The organism is Phenylobacterium sp., from assembly GCF_036723115.1.
Lineage (GTDB): Bacteria > Pseudomonadota > Alphaproteobacteria > Caulobacterales > Caulobacteraceae > Phenylobacterium.
Genome location: NZ_DAIMHV010000070.1, coordinates 1 through 14,760, shown reverse-complemented (window position 1 = coordinate 14,760; position 14,760 = coordinate 1). Strand labels below are relative to the sequence as shown.

Annotated in this window: 13 protein-coding genes and 1 tRNA gene; 7 read left to right on the top strand and 7 right to left on the bottom strand. The window is 66.9% G+C overall.

The features are described from left to right. The first annotated feature begins 120 nt into the window (after positions 1 to 120). The 3 genes from V7D28_RS08965 (at position 121) to V7D28_RS08955 (ending at position 3,033) form a co-directional block, all read left to right on the top strand. Positions 121 to 1,743 (top strand): NAD(P)/FAD-dependent oxidoreductase, encoded by a 1,623-nt coding sequence (locus tag V7D28_RS08965; protein WP_333587037.1) that lies wholly within the window; start codon positions 121 to 123, stop codon positions 1,741 to 1,743. Between the two features lie 143 nt (positions 1,744 to 1,886). Beyond that, positions 1,887 to 2,486, top strand: coding sequence for a TetR/AcrR family transcriptional regulator (locus V7D28_RS08960; RefSeq protein WP_333587036.1), 600 nt, complete (start codon positions 1,887 to 1,889; stop codon positions 2,484 to 2,486). A gap of 187 nt (positions 2,487 to 2,673) precedes the next feature. After that, a complete protein-coding gene (locus tag V7D28_RS08955) occupies positions 2,674 to 3,033 on the top strand; it encodes a hypothetical protein (RefSeq protein ID WP_333587035.1) in 360 nt (119 codons plus the stop codon). A gap of 247 nt (positions 3,034 to 3,280) precedes the next feature. Here V7D28_RS08955 and V7D28_RS08950 read toward each other — a convergent pair whose 3' ends face one another. From V7D28_RS08950 to V7D28_RS08925, 6 genes are all read right to left on the bottom strand, one after another. Continuing rightward, positions 3,281 to 3,928, bottom strand: a complete 648-nt coding sequence (locus tag V7D28_RS08950; protein WP_333587034.1) for a hypothetical protein — start codon at positions 3,926 to 3,928, stop codon at positions 3,281 to 3,283. Positions 3,929 to 3,976: 48 nt separating this feature from the next. Beyond that, positions 3,977 to 4,336, bottom strand: a complete 360-nt coding sequence (locus V7D28_RS08945; protein ID WP_333587033.1) for a hypothetical protein — start codon at positions 4,334 to 4,336, stop codon at positions 3,977 to 3,979. A gap of 97 nt (positions 4,337 to 4,433) precedes the next feature. Further along, the gene (locus V7D28_RS08940; RefSeq protein WP_333587032.1) at positions 4,434 to 5,213 is read right to left on the bottom strand and encodes a class I SAM-dependent methyltransferase; all 780 of its coding nucleotides are present in this window, start codon (positions 5,211 to 5,213) and stop codon (positions 4,434 to 4,436) included. A gap of 124 nt (positions 5,214 to 5,337) precedes the next feature. Continuing rightward, positions 5,338 to 5,976, bottom strand: a complete 639-nt coding sequence (locus V7D28_RS08935; RefSeq protein WP_333587031.1) for a hypothetical protein — start codon at positions 5,974 to 5,976, stop codon at positions 5,338 to 5,340. Beyond that, entirely contained in the window at positions 5,973 to 6,614 is a 642-nt protein-coding gene (locus V7D28_RS08930; RefSeq protein WP_333587030.1) for a 3-oxoacid CoA-transferase subunit B, read from the bottom strand. Before V7D28_RS08930 ends, V7D28_RS08935 begins: the two co-directional genes overlap by 4 nt. Before the next feature lie 4 nt (positions 6,615 to 6,618). Beyond that, positions 6,619 to 7,269: a CoA transferase subunit A gene (locus V7D28_RS08925; RefSeq protein ID WP_333587039.1), complete on the bottom strand. Its 651-nt coding sequence runs from the start codon at positions 7,267 to 7,269 to the stop codon at positions 6,619 to 6,621. A gap of 387 nt (positions 7,270 to 7,656) precedes the next feature. On the opposite strand from V7D28_RS08925, the gene V7D28_RS08920 reads away from it, so the two are divergent. From V7D28_RS08920 to V7D28_RS08905, 4 genes are all read left to right on the top strand, one after another. Beyond that, the gene (locus V7D28_RS08920) at positions 7,657 to 8,499 is read left to right on the top strand and encodes a MurR/RpiR family transcriptional regulator (protein WP_333587029.1); all 843 of its coding nucleotides are present in this window, start codon (positions 7,657 to 7,659) and stop codon (positions 8,497 to 8,499) included. After that, positions 8,496 to 9,830, top strand: a complete 1,335-nt coding sequence (locus V7D28_RS08915) for an aspartate aminotransferase family protein (protein ID WP_333587028.1) — start codon at positions 8,496 to 8,498, stop codon at positions 9,828 to 9,830. The genes V7D28_RS08920 and V7D28_RS08915 overlap by 4 nt, the downstream gene beginning before the upstream one ends. Positions 9,831 to 10,122: 292 nt before the next feature. Then, a complete protein-coding gene (locus tag V7D28_RS08910; protein WP_333587038.1) occupies positions 10,123 to 11,541 on the top strand; it encodes a gamma-glutamyltransferase in 1,419 nt (472 codons plus the stop codon). 404 nt (positions 11,542 to 11,945) lie between these two features. Further along, entirely contained in the window at positions 11,946 to 14,426 is a 2,481-nt protein-coding gene (locus tag V7D28_RS08905; RefSeq protein WP_333587027.1) for a TonB-dependent receptor plug domain-containing protein, read from the top strand. A 241-nt stretch (positions 14,427 to 14,667) separates the two neighbouring features. On the opposite strand, the gene V7D28_RS08900 is transcribed toward V7D28_RS08905, so the two are convergent. Next, positions 14,668 to 14,744: transfer RNA gene (locus V7D28_RS08900), tRNA-Arg, on the bottom strand. Between the last annotated feature and the right edge of the window lie 16 nt (positions 14,745 to 14,760).

Sequence of the window (14,760 nt, the reverse complement as noted above, 5' to 3'; positions counted from 1 at the left end):
TGTCTCCGGGGAACCGCTGTGCCTGAAGAGGCATACGTGCCTCAGCCGGCGGCGGTTTCAGTGCAGGGTCCGCATGCCATGCCGGGTGCGCGGGTCGCGTCGAGGCGCTAAAGGGCGGGGATGCTGCGGATTTCCGAACTGAAGCTGCCACTGGACCATGCGCCCGACGCCCTGCCGGCGGCCATCGCCGCCCGGCTGGGGGTCCGGGCGTCCGACCTGCTTTCGTGGTCGGTGTGGAAGCGCGCCCATGACGCGCGGCGCAAGTCGGCCATCCTCAAGGTCTATATCGTCGATGTGGCCTTGGCCGACGAGGCGGCCGCCCTGGCGCGGCTGGGGAGCGACCCGCATATTCGCCCGACCCCGGACACGACCTATCGTGCGACAGCCACCGCGCCTGGAGACCAGCGTCTGCGCCCCGTGGTGATTGGGGCCGGCCCTTGCGGCCTGTTCGCCGGCCTGATCCTGGCGGAGATGGGTTTTCGCCCGCTGATCCTGGACCGCGGCAAGGTGGTGCGCGAACGCACAAAAGATACCTGGGGCCTGTGGCGGCGGGGGGAACTGAACCCCGAGTCCAATGTCCAGTTTGGCGAGGGCGGGGCGGGCACATTTTCGGACGGCAAGCTCTACAGCCAGATCAAGGATCCGCGCTTCCTGGGCCGCAAGGTGCTCACCGAGTTCGTGGCCGCGGGCGCGCCGCCGGAAATCCTCACCGAGGCCCACCCCCATATCGGCACCTTCCGCCTGGTGACCATGGTGGAGCGCCTGCGCGCCAAGATCGAAGCCCTGGGCGGCGAATACCGCTTCGGGACGCGGGTGGTCGATTTCGAGCTGGAGCCCCTGCCGGACGGCGGCCAACGTCTGCGCGGCCTGAAGCTGGCCTCCGGCGAGCATCTGGAGGCCGAGCATGTGGTTCTGGCCGTGGGTCACTCCTCGCGCGACACCTTCCAGGTGCTGCACGACCGGGGGGTGCATCTGGAGGCCAAGCCCTTCTCCATCGGCTTCCGTATCGAACATCCGCAGTCCTGGATCGACCGGGCCCTGTTCGGAGCCTGCGCGGGCCATCCGGACCTGGGGGCGGCGGCCTATTCCCTGTCTCACCACTGCGCCAACGGGCGGACGGTCTATTCCTTCTGCATGTGTCCGGGGGGAACCGTGGTGGCGGCCACATCCGAGCCCGGCCGCGTGGTCACCAACGGGATGAGCCAGTATTCCCGCAACGAGCGGAACGCCAATTCCGGCTTCGTCGTCGGCATCGACCCGTCGGACTTTCCCAGCGACCACCCCTTGGCCGGAATCGATCTCCAGCGACGTCTGGAAAGCGCCGCCTTCGCCGCCGGCGGGGGCGACTATCAAGCGCCCGGGCAAAGGGTGGGGGACTTCCTGGCGGGCCGGCCATCCACCGCCCTGGGCCAGGTGGTCCCCAGCTATCGTCCGGGCGTGCGCCCCACGGACCTGGCGGCCCTGATGCCGGCCTATGTGGTGGAAGCCATGCGCGAGGCCCTGCCGGTGTTCGGCCGCAAGATCCCCCGCTATGACGATCCCGACGCCGTCCTGACCGGGGTGGAGACGCGGACCTCGGCGCCCATCCGCATCACCCGCGGCCGCGACTTCCAGAGCCTGAACGTCCGCGGCCTGTTCCCCGCCGGGGAAGGCGCGGGCTATGCCGGCGGCATCCTGTCGGCGGCGGTGGACGGCATCAAGGTGGCCGAGGCCGTGGGGCAGGCGGCGAACCAAGCGCGCTGACCTCTGGAACCATCCCCAGGGCTCGCCCGGGGCGTGCAGATTTGGGGTCGAGCCGCGGCCCCATCGGGCGCATCATGCGGCCTATGTCCAGTCGTGCGCATCTGCCTGAAGATGGCATCCGCGAAGCCAGTCTTCGTGTCGCCATGGAGATCATCGCCGCCGAGGGCGCTGAGAAGCTCTCCCTGCGCGAGGTGGCGCGTCGCCTGAAGGTCTCGCACCAGGCGCCCTACAAGCACTTCCCCAGCCGCGACCACCTGATGGCCGAGCTCATCAGCCGCTGCTTCATTGATTTCGCCAGCGCCCTGAGGCGGGCGGCGGCGGCCGAGGACGAGCCAGGGCCATCCTTGATCGCCATGGGGGAGGGCTACCTCGCCTTCGCCCGCGAGCATCCCTTCGCCTATCGCCTGATGTTCGCCAGTCCCCTGCCGTCGCGGGAAGATCACCCGGAGATGGCCGAGCATGCCGCCGCGGCCTTTCGCACCCTGCGCGAGGGGGTCCTGCGGCTGCATCGCCACAACGGTCGGCCCGATCCCGAGACTCTGGCCGAGCAGGACGCCCTGCACATCTGGGCCACCATGCACGGCCTGGCCACCATCCTGCGACACGACGCTATTCAGGTGCTCGGGCTTTCCGAAGACCTGCTGGCGCAGGCGCCGCTCCACACCTTCGCCCGCCTGGCGGTGGGGTTGATGCCGCCGGGCCAGCCCCCCACTGCGCCGATCTTCCAGGATTTCGACTTCTAGCTCGTCCCCGCCATCCGCGCGCCAGATTCACCTGGCGGTGCACCTCGCCAACGCCGCGGGTTGAGCCGAGTACGCCCAGGTGGAGTCAGACCGATCCGTTTTACTCAGTTTGGTAAATCGTCGAGTTGACACTGTCATCTTCGACCCTCCTTTGCGAACTCAGAACAGGGTTCCGTGGGGGTGCGGGATGACGGTGGTGGAGTTGGAAGCCTATCGGCAAGGGCGGGGACGGGTCGCGGGAATCGATCCGGCGGTCGCCGACATCATGCAGGTGCTGGCCGATTGCGGGGGCGCCCTGCACCGCAAGGAGGTCGCCGTTCGGATCGCCGAGCGTCGAGGCTGTTTCGCCCGGCCCGAGCGCGAGTTGGTGGAGGCCGAGGTGTTCACCGCATTTCAGCGCTACATGACGTTCGCCGCCACCCGGCGACAGCCGCCCCTGCTGAGCCTGCCCTTTGGACCCGGCAGCTATCGGTGGTCCCTCACCGACGCCGGCGCCGCCTTGCTGCGGAAGCCGGCTGAGAAGCCTTTGGCGCAGCCCTCGGCCTAGCTGGCGCGCTGCTAAGCTGCGGTAGCCGTGATCGCCTGAGGTCATCGCTATCGCCAGCGCGCCCCTGGTGACCTCTATCGCCGACGCCAGTGGGGTGCTGATCTATTTCGCCCTGGCCACCACCCTGTTGCCCAGGCTCGCCTGACGCAGGGGGCTGCGCCAAAAAAACAAAACGACGGCGGCCTTTCGGCCGCCGTCGCTGCTATCGGGCCTGTCGCTGGCCCGGGGTCGAGAAGGCGTTTGCGCCTTAGCGGTAGAGCGTCCGTTCCCGGGCGATCTGCTCCGACGTGTAGGCCGGCGCATCAGGGTCGAACTTCGACCAGCCGGCTTCGCGATAGGCCGCGCCCCGGCTGACGGCGTCAAAGCCGCGACGGGCGTTCAGGATGGTCTCCACCCGCGTATGGTCGGCCTCGCTGGTGCGCACGCTCACCAGGGTGCCGCCGCGGCGGACGCCCTCGGCATAGACATGGGCGTCCTCGTCGCTGTGACCGGCCTCCTTCAGCGCGCCCAGCAGGCCGCCGGCCGCGCCGCCGGCGACGGCGCCTACGGCCGCGCCCGCAGCGGTGGAGGCGAGCCAGCCGGCCGCCACAACCGGGCCGAGGCCGGGAATGGCCAGCATGCCCAGGCCCGCCAGGACGCCTGCGCCGGCGCCCAGGACGCCGCCGGTGGCCGCGCCCTTGCCGGCGCCTTCGGCCACATCGTTCTCGCCGTCGCCGTTACGGTCGCCCAGCGGACCCCCGCGGGCCTTCTCGGAATGATGATGGCCGGCGTGCCAGCCGTCGGAGTTGTTGGACACGATGCTGATCTTGTCCGGATGAACGCCGGCGGCCTCCAGATCGGAAACCGCTTGAAGAGCGTCGGTGTGGCTGTCGAAGAGCCGGGTGCTGGTCGCCATGGGGCGCCTCCTGGAAATGGGGGTTCAGGGAAGGGGGGCGAGGCGCGCTCAGCGGGCGCTGACCACGCCCTTGTAATCGACCGAGACGGTGGTCTGGGCGCCGTCGCGGGTGGCGGTGGCGGTCCACAGGCCCTGCTCGTCCTGGGTCATGGGGCCGATATTGGTGTAGCCCTGCTCCTCGATGGCCGAGCGCGCCTGGCCCTCGGTGAAGGAGTTGGCGCCCGGGGTCAGGGCGGCGGTCTGTGCTTCATCGTTGGCCACTGCCGGGTTGCGCGGCTCTTCCGAGGCCGAAACCATCGGGCCATCGACGCGGGTGTCGGCGGCCTCGGCGGTGGTGTCGTTGGTGTTGTCGCCGCAGGCCGCCAGCAGGGCGGCGGCGGCGGCGAGGCCGATAACGGGTTTGATCATGGGCAGGCCCTCCTAGGTTGTGGAGGCAAAAGGCGCCGGCGGCCGAGTTCGTTCCCGCCGAACCTTCAGGAGCAGGCCGCCCAGTGTCGCCGGGCCGCTATCGCTCCGCCACCGCGATCAGGGCGGTGGAAGGCACGGGCAGGCGCGAGCGGCCGCCCGCCAGGCGCCGGACCACGGCCACCACGGCGGCCTTTTCCTCTGCATCCAGGCTGGTCCAGTCCGGCGACATTCCGAAGAGGGTGTCGGGATTGTCCAGCGCCGCCGTCTCCAAGGTGAAATCGAAGGTCACGGCCTCGATCTGTGGGGCCTGGAAGCCGGCGGCCGTCATCTCCCGGGCGAAGTCGTCCGGCTCGGAAAGGGCCAGGACGGCGGCGGGCATGGTCATCCCCGCCCGGTCTGGAAACAGGGTCCGCCGAACCTGGCCAAGCAACAGGAAGGTCGCCGCCCCGCCTTCCCGCCAGGTGGCCACGACGCCGCGGCCGCCGGGCCGGGTGACCCTGGCCATCTCAGCCAGGCCCCGGCGCCAGTCGGGGAACATGATCACCCCGAAGATGGAGAAGACGGCGTCGAAGGTCCCGTCCTCCAGGCTGAGCGCCTGGCCGTCCATCACCTGGGCCTCCAGGCCAGGCAGGCGGTGGGCGGCGATCTTCGCCACCATGCCCGGCGAGAAGTCGGTGGCGAGCACCTGGGCCCCGGCCCGCGCCGCCGCCAGGGCCAGGGCGCCCGTGCCGGCCGCCACGTCCAGCACCCTGGCCCCGGGTGGCGGAGCCGCCAGCCGCCAGGCCGCCTCGGCATACTGCGCGGTGAAGGGATGGGCCGTCTTCTCATACTGCTCGGCGGTGCGGTCCCAATGACCGGCATCTTCAAACTCACGCATGTCCACGGCCTCTCGAAATCACGATACATCAAAAGTATCATGATGAGGCGGGCGCGCCAAACGCTTAGGGGTGGCCCCACCTGGAGCGTCGGAACACGTAAGGCCACGAGCCGAGCCTCAGCGCTTAGCCGGGCGCAAGCAGGGCGCGCCTGAGTTCGCGAACGGCCGCGCCTGGGGTCGTCAGCACGGGGGCGTCCATGGCGGCGGCCACCCGTGGCGCTGCGCGCGCTAAGCTGTACTGGGCCAGGGCGACGGCGTCGAACCGCCGGCCCTTGAGCGCTGAGGCGACGAGATCATCGTGGCGGTCCAGATCCCCGGCGTTAAGGGCCAGGAGCGCTCCTTCCACGTAGATGGGTTCGATCTCCACCCCTGGGGGAAAATCGGCCGGCATGGTCTCAAGCGTCGGAGCGAATGAGGCGACCAGTCCAATGCGCCCGCCGATCGCACAGGCTTCGGCGATCATCGCTTCGTAGGGGGACCTCACGGGCAGGGGAGCCAGGTCTGCGCGGACCGCCTCAATGCAAGGTCCGAAGGCCGAGCAGGTGAAGAGGATGGCCTCCGAGCCCAGGGAGGCGGCGTATCTGCCGAGCGTCAGAAAGCGATCGGTCATGCGCTCATCCAGGGCTCCAGCCGCCGCCAGATCGGCGGAGAGACTGTCATCCAGGAGGTTGGTGAGTTGGGCTTCTGGCCAGAGTTCGGCGAAAGCGGCTTCGATGGGCGGGGGCGAGTGCCGGAGCGCGTGAATAAGGGCGATGCGGGTCATTGGGCCACTTCGAAGGTCGCACGGGTCTTCGCTCTGATTTCCTCCCGAGTTACGCCTGGGGCGCATTCCAGCAAGGTCATTGGCCGCTCCCCGCGGCCGACGTCAAAGACGCCGAGATCGGTGATCACCAGGTCGACCACCGCCTTGCCGGTCAGCGGCAGGGAGCAGGCGTCGACCAGCTTGGGAGCTCCGGACTTTTCGGTGTGCTCCATGACCACGACGACGCGTTTCACCCCCGCCACAAGGTCCATGGCGCCGCCCATGCCCTTGACCATCTTCCCCGGCACCATCCAGTTGGCGATGTCGCCATTTGCAGCCACCTGCATGGCGCCCAGGATGGACAGGTCGATGTGGCCCCCGCGGATCATCGCGAAGGAGTCGGCGCTGGAGAAGAAGGATGAGCTGGGCAAGGCGGTGATCGTCTGCTTGCCCGCATTGATCAGGTCGGCGTCTTCCTCGCCCACATGGGGGAACGGCCCCATCCCCAACATGCCGTTCTCGCTCTGCAGCGTGACGGTGACATCGCCGGGGATGTGATTGGCCACCAGTGTCGGGATGCCGATCCCCAGGTTCACATAATAGCCGTCGCGCAGCTCGGCGGCGGCGCGGGCCGCCATCTGGTCTCGGGTCCAGGCCATGACGTCAGGCTTCCTCACGCTGGCGGATGGTGCGCTGCTCGATGCGCTTCTCGTAGGTCAGGCCACGCAGCACCCCGTCGACAAAGATCCCGGGCGTATGGATGTGGTCAGGATCAAGGTCCCCGACCTCGACCAACTCCTCGACCTCGGCAAGGGTGACCTTGCCGGCCGTGGCCATCATCGGATTGAAGTTTCGCGCGGTCATCCGGTAGACGAGGTTGCCCTCGCCGTCTCCTTTCCAGGCCTTGACGATAGACAGGTCGGCGGTGAGGCCGCGCTCCATCACGTATTCCTCGCCGTCAAAGATCCGGACTTCCTTTCCCTCCGCGACCAGGGTTCCGACACCGGTCCTGGTGAAGAAGGCCGGAATGCCCGCCCCGCCCGCGCGTATGCGTTCAGCCAGAGTGCCCTGGGGGTTGAATTCCAGCTCCAGCTCCCCGGAGAGGTAGAGCTCAGCGAAGAGTTTGTTCTCTCCCACATAGCTGGAGATCATCTTGCGGATCTGACCGCCGGCCAGCAGGACCCCGAGGCCGAAGTCATCAACGCCGCAGTTGTTGGAGATGACCGTCAGGTCTCTCACGCCTGTGTCGCGGATCGCCGCGATCAGGTTCTCGGGGATGCCGCAGAGGCCGAAGCCGCCGGCCATGATGGTCATGCCGTCGAACAGCACCCCCGAAAGGGCCGCCTCGGCATCGCGCCGTACCTTGTTGTTTGCGGTGTGACCCAACGCCTCTCTCCCCCGGCCATGTCGCTGTGAGAAACATATGAAGCAGAAATTCCAAATCTGCAACGAATGTTGCATTCCGGGAGTCGCCGTGTAGACTGTGAGCGCTTTAAGCGATCGCGCCCCTCCCTGGGCCGTTCGCAAAGACACGGAACAACAATGTCTTTAGCCTCGGTCGCGCGGTCCGCGCCTGATCCGGTCGAATCAAGTCGCCCCTCCGGCGGCTCGACCGATTCAAGCGACGCCCGAGTCCTCGAGCCGAGATAGGAAATGAAGCAAGCCCCCCTTACCCGTCAGATCGTGAGCGAGTTTGACCAGATGTCGCCGCAGCTGCAGCAGGCGGCGCGCTATGTCCTGGATCGTCCCCATGATGTGGCGCTGCTGACCATGCGCCAGCAAGCGCGCAACGCCGGTGTCCAGCCTGCGACCATGACGCGACTTGCGAAGCATCTCGGCCTGGATGGCTATGACGGCGTTCGGGAGCTCTACGGCAAGGCCTTCCGCGATGGCGGCCTCGACTTTGCGCGACGGGCCGATGAACAGGTGACGCGCCAGAAGCTGCGCGGCGATCAGGCGCTGGCGGCCGAGATCGCCTCGTCCTTCGCCACCCAGGTGGCCGGCCTGGCGGAGCCGGAAACCCTTTCCCGTCTGGTCGCCGCGGCGGAGACCCTGGCCCGCGCCCGGCGAATTTACTGCCTCGGCATGCGCTCGTGTTTCCCGGCCATCGCCTACTTCCACTATGTGACCTCACTCGTCCGGGACGGTGTCGTTCTGTTCGATGGTCTGGGTGGGGTGGGCGCCGACGGCCTGCGCAACGCCGCGTCGGACGACGTCTTGCTGGTCCATACGGTGCGGCCCTATACGCGCGCCGTGGTCGAGGCGGTCGACTACGCCCTGGCCCGCAACGTGCCTGTTGTGGCGATTACCGACAGCGCCGTTTCGCCCGTAGCCGATCGCGCCCAGCACGTGATCCTGGTTTCGGTCGATAGTCCTTCGTTCTTCCATGCCATGACGCCGGCCTTCACGGCCGTGGAGATCCTGGTGGCGCTCGTCGCCGGGCGCGGCGGCGCAAACGCGCTGAAGGCGCTCGAAGAGACTGAGGCGCAGCTCGCCGCCTTCCACATCCATTTCGACCCCAAATCCCGCGAGAGACCTGCATGACCCATCTGCTTCACCGTCAGATCCACGGGGAGCTTCCCGTCGCCGTGGGCGGACGGGGCGTCGAGCTCTTCGACTCCGCAGGCCGCACCTATATCGACGCCTGCGGCGGGGCGGCGGTTTCCTGCCTCGGGCATGGTCACCCTGAGGTCCTGGCGGCGATACACGCCCAGGTGGACAAGCTGGCCTATGCTCACACGGGCTTCTTCACCAGCGAGGCGGCTGAGGCCCTCGCCGATCGCCTGGCCACTTCGGCCCCGGGCAATCTCAACCATGTCTATCTGGTGGGCAGCGGGTCTGAGGCCGTTGAAGCGGCGCTCAAGATGGCGCGGCAGTACTTCCTGGAAATCGGACAGCCTCAGCGCCGCCACATCATCGCACGGCGTCAGAGCTACCACGGCAACACCCTGGGCGCGCTGGCTGCGGGCGGCAATTTTCAGCGACGGAAGCAGTTCAGCCCCCTGCTCATCGAAACCCGTCACATTGAGCCTTGCTACGCCTATCGCTTCCAGAAGGCGGGGGAGTCTGACGCCGACTACGCGGCCCGCGCGGCGCAGGCCCTTGAAGACGAGATACTTGAACTGGGCGGGGAGACGGTCATGGCCTTCGTCGCCGAGACCGTCGTCGGCGCCACGGCAGGCGCCGTTCCGCCGGTGGGCGACTATCTGCGCCGTGTCCGGGAGATCTGCGACCGCTACGGCGTGCTGTTGATCCTGGACGAGGTGATGTGCGGCATGGGCCGCACCGGCACGCTCTACGCTTTTGAACAGGAAGACATCGTTCCTGATCTCGTCACCATCGCCAAGGGCCTTGGCGGGGGTTATCAGCCGATCGGCGCGGTGCTCATCGGAGCCCATATTTTCGAGGCGTTTAGAGACGGCTCCGGCGTTTTTCAGCACGGCCACACCTATCTGGGCCACCCCATGGCGGCGGCGGCGGCGCTGGCCGTCCAGGAGGTGATCGAAAGAGATGGCCTGCTTGAGAACGTCATGCGTATGGGCGAGCGGCTGGATGGGGCGCTGCGCGAGCGACTGGGCCAACACCCGCATGTGGGCGACATTCGCGGACGGGGGCTGTTCCGGGGGGTCGAACTGGTCGCCGACCGTGAGACCAAGTCTCCGTTCGATCCGAAGCTCAAGATGCACGCTCGCCTGAAGCGTGAGTCCATGGCGCGAGGCCTGATGATCTATCCCACAGGCGGCACCATAGACGGCGAGCAGGGCGATCACATCCTGCTCGCGCCGCCCTTCATCGTCACGCCCGAGGTTGTCGACGCCATCGTCGACCGGCTTTCCGAGGCGATCGATGCAGCGCTTGCCTTGGCGCCCGCCTGATGTCCCCCCACGGCTGGCCCTGCCGGGCGATCAGAGACGCCGACGGACAGCTCGCCAGGAGCGCCTATCGATGATGTACTCCCGAAGGCGTGTCCTTGTGGCCGCAGGGGCGTTGACCTGCGCGACCGGATCTGCGGCCGCGGCCGCTTCTCCCACCCTGGCGCCGCTGCCAGCAAAGTCGCCGCCTTACGGGCATGCCCGCTCCAATCGGGACTTCAGCGCCTCTAGCAATCATCCTGCCGCCACAGAAGCAGCGCGGCGGATCCGCCTGGCGGGAGGGGGCGTGCTGGATATGTACCTCGCCGCGCTCGCCACAGCGTGGGTGGTCGATCCCGCCAATTGCAGTCCGTTTGGCCGCATGCAGGGCGTCTTCAGCACCGGTGGCGAATACGACTGCCTCTATGCCCCAACGCGCATACGCGATGAGCCGGGGTCCACGACGCCCGTTCCAGGCAACATTTCCGCCTATTTCGCCCTGAGGCGATCAGGAGGCCTGCGGCTTCCGCTCAGCACGATCCTCGCACCGGCCCGGTCCATCGCGGTGGGTGGCTTTCAGCCCTCCGCCAGCCTGCGGGCGGCCGCACAAGTCTCGGCCGCGGACATGCAACCCGACTTTCGGCGCATCTATCTGGATGACCGCGGCGGCGTCAGAGCCCGTGTCCAGAACCCCCGGTTGGGCCGACTGCTCGAGGTTCTCGGGCGCGCTGCTGATGAGCGCGCATTCTGGACGGCGCTCTATCAGCAAGATCCCGGTCCCTGGGCGCTGGAGGCCTTGCTGGACAACGCGCCGCGATCTGGCCCGCCGCGCGTGCTCGAGCGGCTTGGACGCGATGGCCGCCGCTATCGCCTGCACACGACAGCCAACCTGGAGACCTGGGGAACCTGGACGCTGCTGGGGACTGCGGTGATCTCTCACCTGCACGACACGGGCGCCGTTACGGATCTCGAGACAGCCATGGAGGCCTATCTGCTGGCCACGATCCTGGTGCTTGACCGCATACCCTTCACTGTGGGGCTCCTGACGCCCAAGAGCGCTTCGCCTACGGTGGACATCGATGTGGAGGCGGAGGGGCGGGCGATCGCGACGCGCGTGGGGCGACTGCTTCGGGCGCCGCCGGCCGACCTGTGGGCCGAGCTGGCCGGGACCTACTTTCCCGGCGAGGGGAGCAAGACCGACGATCGCAACACCAACGCCTTCGCGATCGCGGCAGATGGCGACCTTCTTTCCTTCACCACCTCGTTGGGGCCATGGTTCGGGTCCAAACGCGCCTGGTTCGGCGCCGGCCTAGCCTACAGCTATGCGATGAAATCGGGACAGCTCTTTGAGGGGCAGACCCACGATGTCACCGAGATGTCGCCGCTGATCATAGAGCGCGACGGACGGCCTTGGCTGGCGATCGGCGCCGCCGGCAGCGAGAGAATCTACGGCGCCCTTACCTATCTGCTGTTGCTGAAACTCGCCCTGGGCCTCCCCGGCGACATGGCCGACCTCATGATGACACCCCGGCTATTTCCGAAAGATGGCAAGGTTCGAACCCATCGCGACATGCCGCAGAGCGTGCAGCGCCATCTGGCCGGGCGCGGATATGTGATCGACCTCACAGACTATGACAGCCGAAAACACCTCGGCGTCGTCAACCTTGTGGAGCGGGTGGGGGAGGGCCGCTATCGCAGCGGGGCTGATCCTTCGAGCAGCGGCGGTGCGCTCTGATCGGAAGGCGAGGTTTTCCGGCGCCTGTGAACGCCCGCCGGTGCGTCCGGGTGTTTCTTCTGTCCAAGGCGATGAAGCATCCGTTTCAGAATCGCTGGCGGCGTTTCGGGCGGTGCATTTGCGTCTGCTCGTCCCGACCGATGTAAGCGGCGATTGCCTGACAGGCGGTCGGCGACCTGGCCGCATCCGCTGTCTCGCGGTCAAATCACCGCCAGCCCTTTGCCCGCTGTGCATGTTCGCATTGCAGTCAAGGCTGGGACCTTGTGCTCCCCAGGGTGAGCGGCGCCCCAATTATAGTCACCCAACAGATTTGAGTGTTTCATCTCTGCGGTATCTAAAACAAACGTTGCGGGACTGTCTTTGATGAGCCATCTGTAGCGGGTCAGAGAAAACAGGAGGGGAAAATGGCCCTTAGGAGACAGTTGCTTGCGGCCCCGGCGGTCGTCGCGCTCACCGGTCTTGCGAGTGTCGCGAACGCGCAATCGGCGCCGGCTGGCTCGACCAGCTCTTCGGCCAGCCAGGTGCAGGTCGAGGAACTGGTGGTCACGGGGGCCCGGGTCGCGAGAAGCCGTCTGGAGACGTCGGCGCCGGTTGACGTCGTCGCCGCTGAGGCGTTGACAGCCCAAGCCATCCCTGAGGTCGCTCAGGCCCTCGCCAATCTGGCGCCGTCCTTCACCTATCAGCGATCAACGGTGGCGGACGTTACGGACAGCGTGCGGCCGGCCAAGCTCCGCGGCCTCTCCCCGGATCAGACCCTGGTGCTGCTCAACGGCGTGCGCCAGCACAGCGCCTCCTACCTCAATACGATCGGGGGGGCGCGCGGGTCGGCGGTCGTCGATCTGAACACAATCCCCGCCCTGTCTCTGCAAAGCATTGAGGTGCTTCGCGACGGAGCGGCTGCTCAATACGGCTCCGACGCCATCGCCGGGGTGATCAATCTTCGCCTTCGGGAGGCGAGATCCGGCGGGGGCGCCTCCTTCAGCGGCGGATACTACGACACGGAGATGAAGAGCGCGCGCGAGCCTGACGGCCGCCACATTCGTGATGGCGCCACCTACAGCGCCGCCGCCTGGCAGGGGTTCGCGCTCGGCGAAGGTTTCCTGACCGTGACCGGCGAGTATGTGAAGCGCAATCTGGCCAACCGCGCCGGCCTGGATCCCCGCGTGACCCCCCCGCGGGTGACCTCCAGGGTTGGTGAAGCTCCGCTCGAGAACAAGACCCTCGTGCTGAATGCCGGCGTTCCGGTCGGTAATGGATGGTCCGTCAAAGGGCTCACCCTCATTCAGGAGCGGCACTCCACGAGCTCGAACCTGGTTCGACTTGAGAACAACATCAACAACATCGACAGCCGTACCGGCCAGGTCATCGTTCCCGGTGGGTTTCTGCCCCTCAACGACACGTATGTTCGCGACTTCACGATCCGCGGAGGCGTCGAAGGCGATGTATTCGGCGGGGTATTCGACGCCAACATCACCTACGGCAGCAACCTGATCAAGGTGAACGTCCTCGATTCGTTGAACGGGACGCTCGGTCGTGCATCGCCGCGCGACTTCTACGCGGGCCGCAACTTCTACGAACAGCTCACCATTGGCGCGAATTTCGCCCGCCCGATCGAGTTGGGTCTGCCGCGCCCGGTGGATCTTGCGGTCGGCGCGGAATATCGGAAGGAAGGGTTCGAAATCGGCGCAGGCGAACCCGCATCCTACATCGTTGGTCCCGATCTGGGCGGCGGCCGGAGCGCCGGTTCTCAGGGATACACGGGCTACCGCCCCACGGATGCTGTGGACGCCTCCCGTGACAGCTACGCGGTGTATGCCGAACTCAATGCGGACCTCACTGACGCGTTGACCGTTCAGGTGGCGGGTCGCCATGAAAACTACTCAGACTTCGGCTCTACAACGAACGGCAAAGTCTCGACCCGCCTGGAGATCACCCCGCAGCTGGCCTTACGCGCCACCGCATCAACCGGGTTCCGAGCCCCCAGCCTGCAACAGCAGTACTTCCAGACCACAGCCTCCGTGTTTCAGCTGATCAATGGGGTCAGCACACAGACCGAAGTGCGGACCTTCCAGGTCAGCGACCCTGCAGCTGTCGCGCTGGGGGCGAAGCCGCTGGAGCCGGAGAAGTCGCTGAACATCTCGGGGGGCCTCGTCTTCCGCCGAGACGCCTTTGAGCTCACCCTGGACGCCTACCAGATCAAGATCGAGGACCGTATCGTCCTGTCGGAGACCCTGAATGGGTCCGCGCCCGGCACGCCAGGCGCCACGGCGACCCAACTGGCCATCTACCGGCTGGTGAACACGGCGGGGTCGTCAATCACCTACGCCGGGGGCCGCTTCTTCATGAACGGGGTGGAGTCCACCACCCGCGGGGTGGACCTGGTCGCCCGCTATGGCTTTGACACTGGAATCGGTCGCTTCGATCTGACGGGCGCCGCCAACTACAATGAAACCTCGATCGACCGCGTTCCCTCGACGGCGGTTCTGTCCAGTCTTCCGGTTCCGCCGGTGCTGTTCGGTCGGGCCAACACGCTCAATTTCGAGAGGGGAGAGCCCCGCTACAAGATCGTGCTGGGGGCGGACTGGAAGAACGACGGCCCCTTCAGCGCCGGCGTGAGGGTCAACCACTATGCGAGCGTGGTGGCGGCCAGCAACGCCCCTGCCGGCGATCGCAATGCGGGCGAGAAGTCCATTGTCGATGCTGAGGGGCGCTGGGCGGTCAACAGCCGCACGAGGTTCGCGGTGGGGGCCAGCAATCTCCTGGATACCTATCCCAACCAGATCCCTCCGGCTCTGGACACGGCCGGCCGCACGCCGCACGTCATCACGGCCCCATGGGGCCGGAGCGGGCGCTACCTCTATGCCCGGATTGACGTGAACTGGTAGCCCTCGTTCGAGACGGAAAGCGCCCCCCGTCTTGACCTGTCGAGCAGCGGGGGCGCTGCAAACGCCAACCCGCCCGCCTCAGGAAACTGTAAGCCCCTCAGCTTTCAGTTTCCTGCGGTGACTGGCGGACCTCGTCCGCCTTCTCAGGGGCGTCGGGCTGCGAGCTGTGCCCCGCCTCTATGGTCCTGGCGAGGCTTATGTGGCGATCGGACCCGAATTAAATCGCAGCGACACAATTCGCTGGCGGCCCGGAAGGGACTCGAACCCCTGACCTTCGGTTTAGGAAACCGCTGCTCTGTCCTGCTGAGCTACCGGGCCGGCGGGGGTTCGATGC

Coding starts and splice junctions, on each gene's coding strand:
- V7D28_RS08935 (WP_333587031.1), bottom strand. CDS start 5,976: ATGACCCGCATCGCCCTTATTCACGCGCTCCGGCACTCGCCCCCGCCC.
- V7D28_RS08955 (WP_333587035.1), top strand. CDS start 2,674: ATGACGGTGGTGGAGTTGGAAGCCTATCGGCAAGGGCGGGGACGGGTC.
- V7D28_RS08905 (WP_333587027.1), top strand. CDS start 11,946: ATGGCCCTTAGGAGACAGTTGCTTGCGGCCCCGGCGGTCGTCGCGCTC.
- V7D28_RS08925 (WP_333587039.1), bottom strand. CDS start 7,269: ATGACCATCATGGCCGGCGGCTTCGGCCTCTGCGGCATCCCCGAGAAC.
- V7D28_RS08930 (WP_333587030.1), bottom strand. CDS start 6,614: ATGGCCTGGACCCGAGACCAGATGGCGGCCCGCGCCGCCGCCGAGCTG.
- V7D28_RS08965 (WP_333587037.1), top strand. CDS start 121: ATGCTGCGGATTTCCGAACTGAAGCTGCCACTGGACCATGCGCCCGAC.
- V7D28_RS08950 (WP_333587034.1), bottom strand. CDS start 3,928: ATGGCGACCAGCACCCGGCTCTTCGACAGCCACACCGACGCTCTTCAA.
- V7D28_RS08960 (WP_333587036.1), top strand. CDS start 1,887: ATGGAGATCATCGCCGCCGAGGGCGCTGAGAAGCTCTCCCTGCGCGAG.
- V7D28_RS08915 (WP_333587028.1), top strand. CDS start 8,496: ATGACCCATCTGCTTCACCGTCAGATCCACGGGGAGCTTCCCGTCGCC.
- V7D28_RS08920 (WP_333587029.1), top strand. CDS start 7,657: ATGTCGCCGCAGCTGCAGCAGGCGGCGCGCTATGTCCTGGATCGTCCC.
- V7D28_RS08910 (WP_333587038.1), top strand. CDS start 10,123: ATGTACCTCGCCGCGCTCGCCACAGCGTGGGTGGTCGATCCCGCCAAT.
- V7D28_RS08945 (WP_333587033.1), bottom strand. CDS start 4,336: ATGATCAAACCCGTTATCGGCCTCGCCGCCGCCGCCGCCCTGCTGGCG.
- V7D28_RS08940 (WP_333587032.1), bottom strand. CDS start 5,213: ATGCGTGAGTTTGAAGATGCCGGTCATTGGGACCGCACCGCCGAGCAG.